This window comes from Bradyrhizobium sp. Ses1, assembly GCF_059512365.1.
Genome location: NZ_JCAMOQ010000037.1, coordinates 80,267 through 86,585, shown reverse-complemented (window position 1 = coordinate 86,585; position 6,319 = coordinate 80,267). Strand labels below are relative to the sequence as shown.

Genomic DNA, 6,319 nt, shown 5'->3' with positions numbered 1-6,319 from the left:
CAAAGCAGCCCGATCATTCCGCCAGCTTAGGCGATTCCATTACATCATCAACTCGGATGAGGTTTTCGGTACACACAGGGGTGAGGTGCATGCGCTCGTGCCGGCCTTCTGCTGCGGATGGCCAGGTTTGATGCGCTCGATCGCGATCCCGAGCCGGAGCCACCACCCTGAGAGCCAAGAGAGATTGAACAGGGCATTGGGACTGGCAAAGGGCACACCATTGTCGGAGCGGATGGCGAGCGGCAAGCCGCGCTCGTGGAACACTCGTTCGAAAGCCGTAGTTGCGGGGTCTTCCCGCGTCGAGTCGAGCGCCTCGCACAGCAGCAGCAAGCGCGCGGCATGATCGCTGACAGTCAACGGGAAGCAGTAGCGGCCATTGCCGAGCTTGAACTCGCCTTTGAAGTCGGCGCACCAGAGATCGTTGGGAGCTAGTCCCTGGGACAGCGCCGTGCCGCGCGTGCGGCGCCGCAGCCCACCCCCGCGCTTGACGAGGTGGTGGCGGTCGAGGACTGCATGGATGGTGCTTTTGGCCAGCCCCCGGACGTCGCCGTCGAGCTGCCGCACCAGCAGCTCGCGGAGCTTGCGCGCGCCCCAGTGCGGCTTCTCGGCCTTGAGCTGGACAATCAGGGTCTCGATCTGGGCCGGCAGCTGGTTGGCGTAGCGAACCGCCCGCCTGGAGCGGTCGCTGAGCGCCTCCAGGCCATGCTCCTTGACTAAGCTGTTTGGGTCTCTTGGCCAGCTTCCGTTCAACGGGGCGGGCTCGACGCGCGCCGGTTATGGCAATGGATCTTGAACCGAGCCGGGAAATGCGGAGCGCGGCCGGACCACTGGCTTCCGGCGCTGACACACGTACTCAGTCTCCCAGTCCGTTCACGCAATCGTTTTCAAATAGAGGCTTGGATCGAAATATTTGCTTGCCGGCGTAAAGTCCTTGATGCCGGCATTGGCCATGAAGAAGTCGGTCGATTGCTGCAGCCAGTTGGTGACCGTGCCGTCGGAATACATCCGCTTCCAGTCCCGCGATGAGAACATCTTCTGCGCCTTGAACGACTCGTTAATATCGGCCATCGGCGTCTGGCTGTAATGGCCCTTCTGCAGCTTTTCCATCGCTTCGGTGCTGTTCGCGATGATGTAGTCATTGGCATCGGACCAGCCACGGATCAGCTTCGCCAGCGTTTCCTTGTTGGGTTCGTAATAGTCATTGGCCGCGGCCCAGCCGCCGATGATCGCGGCTTGCGGATAATAGGCGGAAGCATCGGCGAGCTTGACCGCGCCCGGCATCTTGTCGCGAACCGTCACGTTGAATGGCACCCAGAGCGCGACGGCAGGCACCGCGCCGGAGACGAATGCGGTCACGGCCGCCGGCATGGTCTGGTTGACGAGCTCGACCTCCTTGGGGTCGATCTTGTTGGCGCGCAAGGCGCGATCCAGGAACACATGGGCAGTGGTGCCGGTCGCGGTCGCGATGCGCTTGCCCCTCAGGTCCTCGAACGACTTGATGCCCTGGTCGCCGCGCACCCAGAGCTGCGCGGTCGCGACCTCGATGTCGTTGATCAGGAAGACCTTGCCCTGGCCGCGGGCCGGGAAGTTCGAGAGCACGGCACCTGTCGCCAGCACATCGAGGCTGCCGCCGATCAGGGCCTGGAAGATTTCAAGGCCGGTGTTGAACTGCCGCAGCTCGAGATCCAGCCCCTGCTTTTCAAAGGAGCCGCGGTCCATGCCGGTCCAGATCTGCCCGTCGACAGCAACGGTGTGGAGATAGCCGACACGGACCTTGGTCTTGGCCTGCGCGATCGCCGGCGCTGCGGCCGTGAAGCTTCCCACGACAAGCCCGGCCGTCGTGGTCAGAAATTGTCGCCGATCCATAGGTCGTCCTCCGCTGCGTTGTTATTCCGAGAATGAGACCGGGCGCATCTGCGCCTGCTGGACGCGATACTCGTCCATCACGAGCTGCCTGATGTAGCTGCGCAGCTCGCCGAATTCGGGCCGCTCCTGGATCGATTCATCGCGCGGATAGGCGAACGGCACGTCGATGATCTGCCTGATCCGCGCTGGCCGCGCGGTCACCACCACGATGCGGGAGGCGAGGTAGATCGCCTCCTCCACGGAGTGGGTGATCAGCATGACCGTCTTGCCTTCGGTCTGGAGCACCTTGAGCAGCAGGTTCTGCATGTTGGAGCGGGTCTGGGCGTCGAGCGCACCGAACGGCTCGTCCATCAGCAGGAACTGCGGCTTGACGGCGTAAGCGCGCGCGATCGCGAGCCGCTGACGCATGCCGCCGGACAAATGCTTTGGATAGGAGTTGGCGAAGTCCGACAGCCCCATCAGGCCGAGATAGTGATCGCAGATCGCCTCACGTTCGCCGGCCGGAACGTGATTGGCCCGGAGCGTCAGGCCGAAACCGATGTTCTGCTTCACCGTCAGCCACGGGAACACGCCATATTCCTGGAAGATGACGCCGCGCTCGGGACCGGGTCTTGCCACCGGACGTCCATCGAACAGCACGCTTCCCGTCGTCGGCTTCTGGAAGCCGGCGAGCATGCTCATCATCGTGGTCTTGCCGCAGCCTGAGGGGCCGATCACCGCGATGAAATCGCCATCGTTGATGTCGTAGCTGACATCCTCGACGACGTTGAGGCGTCCCTTCGGGGTCTCGAAGGCAAGCGAAACCTTGTTGAACTGTGCACGCGTGGTCATGCAATGGCCCGATCCTGCCAGACCAGCAATCGGGCCGTGATCTTGCGCAGGATCATGTCCATGATCAGCGCGATCAGGCCGATGCAGATAATGCCGACATAGATGACGTCGAGCAGGAAGTAGGTCGAGCCATTCTGGATCATGGCGCCGAGCCCGCGTTGGGCCGCAATCAGCTCGGATGCCACCAGCGTTGCCCAAGCGACTCCCAACGCGACGCGCAGCGCGGTGAGGATGTGCGGAACGGTGAGGGGAATGATGACCTTGCGAAAAATCTCGGCCTGATTGGCGCCGAGCGTCTGCGCGACGCGGATGTAGAGCGGCGTGATCTGCGAGACACCCTCGTACATCACGATCACGCCGGAGAAGAATGAAGCGTAGAACAGGATGACGAGCTTTGCGAGCTCGTCCACGCCGAAATAGACGATCACGAGCGGGATCAACGCGATCGGCGGCAGCGCGCGGAAGAAATTGATCATGGGGTCGGCGAAGGTGCGGGCCGGGCGATACCATCCGAGCAGGAAGCCGACGGGCACCGCGACGAGGATCCCGAGCGAGACGCCGAAAAAGACGCGCCTGGTCGAGGCGAAGATGTCGATCAGAAGGCCTTCCTTGGTGAGAAGCTCGACGAACTTTGCGGCGACCTGGTGCGGGGCGGGGATCAGCGATGCGTTGACGAAGCCGCTCCAGCGAACGGCATACCAGAGCAGGATCGCACCGATCCACGGTATCAACCCGAGACCAAAGCGTCTCACGCCAGCTCCGTCCATTCGACGCGTCCACCCGGATTGCATTTGATGTTTGGCGAGTCATATTATAAATAGGAGGACCATACAAGGGGCGCTTTCGTCGTAGGCGCCGTAGGCTTTTCCGCGCATGACATCGCCGCCTTTCACTATCCGGAGCGTCCAGGCCTTTGGCTTCCGCTATCCGCTGACGACACCAGTCATCACCTCGTTCGGGCGGATGGTGGACCGGCCGGCCGTGTTCGTTCGGGTCGAGGACGGGGATGGTCACGTGGGCTGGGGCGAGGTCTGGTGCAATTTTCCCGCGCCCGGCGCCGAGCATCGCGTTCGGCTGGTCAACGAGGTATTGGCACCGGCGCTTGTCGGATTCAGGACAAGCGAACCTGCTGCCGCATTCGAGCGATTGACGCGAGGAACTTCGGTGCTCGCGTTGCAATCCGGCGAAGCGGGCCCATTCGCGCAATCGATCGCCGGCATCGATCTCGCCGTCTGGGATCTCCATGCGCGCCGCCAGAACGTTGCGTTGTGGAAACTGCTCGGCGGATCGCGGAACCGAATCAAGGTCTATGCCAGCGGCATCAATCCAGTCGGATCGGAACGAACGGCGGAAGCAGCCCTCGGCCGCGGCTACCACGCCTTGAAGCTGAAGATCGGCTTCGATCCGGCAGGTGACCGAGCCAATCTCGCCGCGCTGCGGCGCCTCGTCGGCGATGGCATGCTCGCAGCCGACGTCAACCAGGGTTGGACCATCGCGCAGGCGCTCGAGCTTGCGCCGCAGCTCGCGCCGTTCGGCCTTGCCTGGCTCGAGGAGCCCATCCGCGCGGACCGCCCGCGCCAGGAATGGAAGCAGCTTCACAAGACGATCCGCTTTCCGCTCGCGGCCGGTGAGAACATCGCGAGCCACGCTGGCTTTGCCGAGGTGCTGAGCGAGCCGGTTCTCGGTGTCGTACAGCCCGACATCGCCAAGTGGGGCGGGCTTTCGGCTTGCGCAGGCATCGCCCGCGACATCCTGACGTCAGGTAAGATGTTCTGTCCGCATTATCTCGGCGCTGGCATCGGCCTCTTGGCGTCGGCGCATCTTCTGGCCGGCGTCGGCGGCGAGGGACTGCTGGAGGTCGACAGCAACGAGAACCCGCTACGCGACCAATTCTGCGGCCGCGTGCTTGACGTCAGCGATGGAAGGATCGAGCTCGGCGACGAAGCGGGTCTCGGCATCGAGCCCGATCTTGCCTCAATCGAACAATACCGGAGCGCCTGATGTCGGGGCTCGGCTACGACTACATCATCGTCGGCGCGGGTTCGGCCGGTTGCGTGATCGCAAACAGGTTGTCGGCCGATCCTGCCTGCCGCGTGCTGCTGCTCGAAGCCGGTGGTTCGGATCGGAATTTCTGGCTCAAGCTACCGGTCGGGTACTACCGGACTATCTACAACGAGCGCTTCTCGCGCCTGTTCAAGACTGAGCCGTCGGAAGGGAGCGGCGGCCGCGCCATCGTCTGGCCGCGCGGCCACGTGCTGGGCGGGTCATCGTCGATCAACGGTCTGATCTTCATCCGCGGCCAGCACGAGGATTTTGACGACTGGGAACGTCTCGGCGCTGACGGCTGGAGCTATCGCGACGTGCTGCCCTATTTCCGGCGCTATGAGCGGTACCGCGGCGGCGAGAGCCAGTTTCACGGCGGCCTCGGTGAGTTCGAGGTTTCCGATCTCCGGAACGACAACGCGGCATCGAGGGCCTGGGTAGTGGCGGGCGTGCAGTTCGGCCTGCCGCTCAATCCCGACTTCAACGGCGCGACGACGCTTGGCGTCGGCACCTATCAGCTTGGCATCGGGCGGCATTGGCGGACCAGCTCGGCATCCGCCTTTCTTCGACCCATTGCCGACCGTCGCAACCTCACCATCATCACGCATGCACAGGTGAGCAAGGTTACTTTCAGCGGCCGCGTCGCGACCGGCGTCGAGTGGATCAGCAAAGGGCAGGTCCACAACGCGACAGCTGATCGCGAGGTCATCCTGTCCAGCGGCGCGCTGCAATCGCCGCAAATCCTCCAGCTCTCCGGTGTCGGTCCGGCCGACCTGCTCCGCAAGCACGGCATTCCTGTCGTTGCCGACTCGCCCGAAGTCGGCTCCAATCTGCAGGACCATTACCAAGCCCGGCTGATCGTGCGCCTGAAGGAGCGGATCTCGCTCAATGACCAGGTCCGACATCCCGTCGAGCTCGCGAAGATGGGGTTGCAATGGATGCTGGCGGGGCGGGGGCCTTTGACCGTGGGGGCGGGGCAGGTGGGCGGAGCGGCCTGCACCGAATATGCGGTCGGCGGGCGTCCGGACGTGCAGTTCAACGTGATGCCGCTTTCTGTCGACAAGCCCGGCGAGCCGCTCCACCGCTATTCCGGCTTTACGGCCTCGGTCTGGCAATGCCACGGCCGATCGCGCGGACAGCTTGCGATCCGCTCGGTCGATCCATTCGACCAGCCGCGGATCGCGCCCAACTATTTTGCCGAAGAGATCGACCGCAAGACCATCGTTGCGGGCCTGAAGATCTTGCGCGAGATCTATCAGCAAAAGGCGTTTCGCCCACTCTGGGACGTCGAAATGGTCCCGGGTAAAGCCGCAAGCGATGATGCCGGGCTATGGGATTTCGCGCGCAACACCGGAGGCACGGTGTTTCACTGCGTCGGGACCTGCCGTATGGGCAGGGACGAGCGCGCAGTGCTCGATCCGCAGCTGCGTGTGCGCGGCGTCGAGCGGCTGCGCGTGATCGACGCCTCGGTGATGCCGCAGATCACCTCGGCCAACACCAATGCGACCAGCCTGATGATTGGCGAACGGGGTGCGGCCCTTGTCATGTTCTGATTGGGACGCTTGATTCTTGGAGGGCG

At 63.5% G+C, this 6,319-nt stretch carries 5 protein-coding genes and 1 pseudogene; 2 read left to right on the top strand and 4 right to left on the bottom strand.

What is annotated here, in order from left to right; translation table 11 throughout:
* Positions 1-79 precede the first annotated feature (79 nt).
* The 4 genes and pseudogenes from AC5ZG5_RS31740 to AC5ZG5_RS31725 form a co-directional block, all read right to left on the bottom strand.
* Positions 80-711 (bottom strand): annotated as a pseudogene (locus AC5ZG5_RS31740) (helix-turn-helix domain-containing protein); the annotation flags it as partial.
* 159 nt (positions 712-870) lie between these two features.
* Positions 871-1,866 carry an ABC transporter substrate-binding protein gene (locus AC5ZG5_RS31735; protein WP_456645139.1) on the bottom strand — a complete coding sequence of 332 codons (996 nt, stop codon included), beginning with the start codon at positions 1,864-1,866 and terminating at the stop codon, positions 871-873.
* Positions 1,867-1,887: 21 nt separating this feature from the next.
* The gene (locus AC5ZG5_RS31730; RefSeq protein WP_456645138.1) at positions 1,888-2,697 is read right to left on the bottom strand and encodes an ABC transporter ATP-binding protein; all 810 of its coding nucleotides are present in this window, start codon (positions 2,695-2,697) and stop codon (positions 1,888-1,890) included.
* A complete protein-coding gene (locus tag AC5ZG5_RS31725) occupies positions 2,694-3,449 on the bottom strand; it encodes an ABC transporter permease (RefSeq protein WP_456645137.1) in 756 nt (251 codons plus the stop codon). The genes AC5ZG5_RS31730 and AC5ZG5_RS31725 overlap by 4 nt, the downstream gene beginning before the upstream one ends.
* 121 nt (positions 3,450-3,570) lie before the next feature.
* On the opposite strand from AC5ZG5_RS31725, the gene AC5ZG5_RS31720 reads away from it, so the two are divergent.
* Positions 3,571-4,698 carry a mandelate racemase/muconate lactonizing enzyme family protein gene (locus AC5ZG5_RS31720; protein WP_456645136.1) on the top strand — a complete coding sequence of 376 codons (1,128 nt, stop codon included), beginning with the start codon at positions 3,571-3,573 and terminating at the stop codon, positions 4,696-4,698.
* Positions 4,698-6,293, top strand: coding sequence for a GMC family oxidoreductase (locus AC5ZG5_RS31715; protein WP_456645135.1), 1,596 nt, complete (start codon positions 4,698-4,700; stop codon positions 6,291-6,293). The genes AC5ZG5_RS31720 and AC5ZG5_RS31715 overlap by 1 nt, the downstream gene beginning before the upstream one ends.
* The last annotated feature ends 26 nt before the right edge of the window (positions 6,294-6,319 follow it).

What these genes read in the sequence shown, in the direction of transcription:
- AC5ZG5_RS31720 (WP_456645136.1), top strand. Translation starts at nt 3,571, where the DNA reads ATGACATCGCCGCCTTTCACTATCCGGAGCGTCCAGGCCTTTGGCTTC.
- AC5ZG5_RS31735 (WP_456645139.1), bottom strand. Translation starts at nt 1,866, where the DNA reads ATGGATCGGCGACAATTTCTGACCACGACGGCCGGGCTTGTCGTGGGA.
- AC5ZG5_RS31730 (WP_456645138.1), bottom strand. Translation starts at nt 2,697, where the DNA reads ATGACCACGCGTGCACAGTTCAACAAGGTTTCGCTTGCCTTCGAGACC.
- AC5ZG5_RS31715 (WP_456645135.1), top strand. Translation starts at nt 4,698, where the DNA reads ATGTCGGGGCTCGGCTACGACTACATCATCGTCGGCGCGGGTTCGGCC.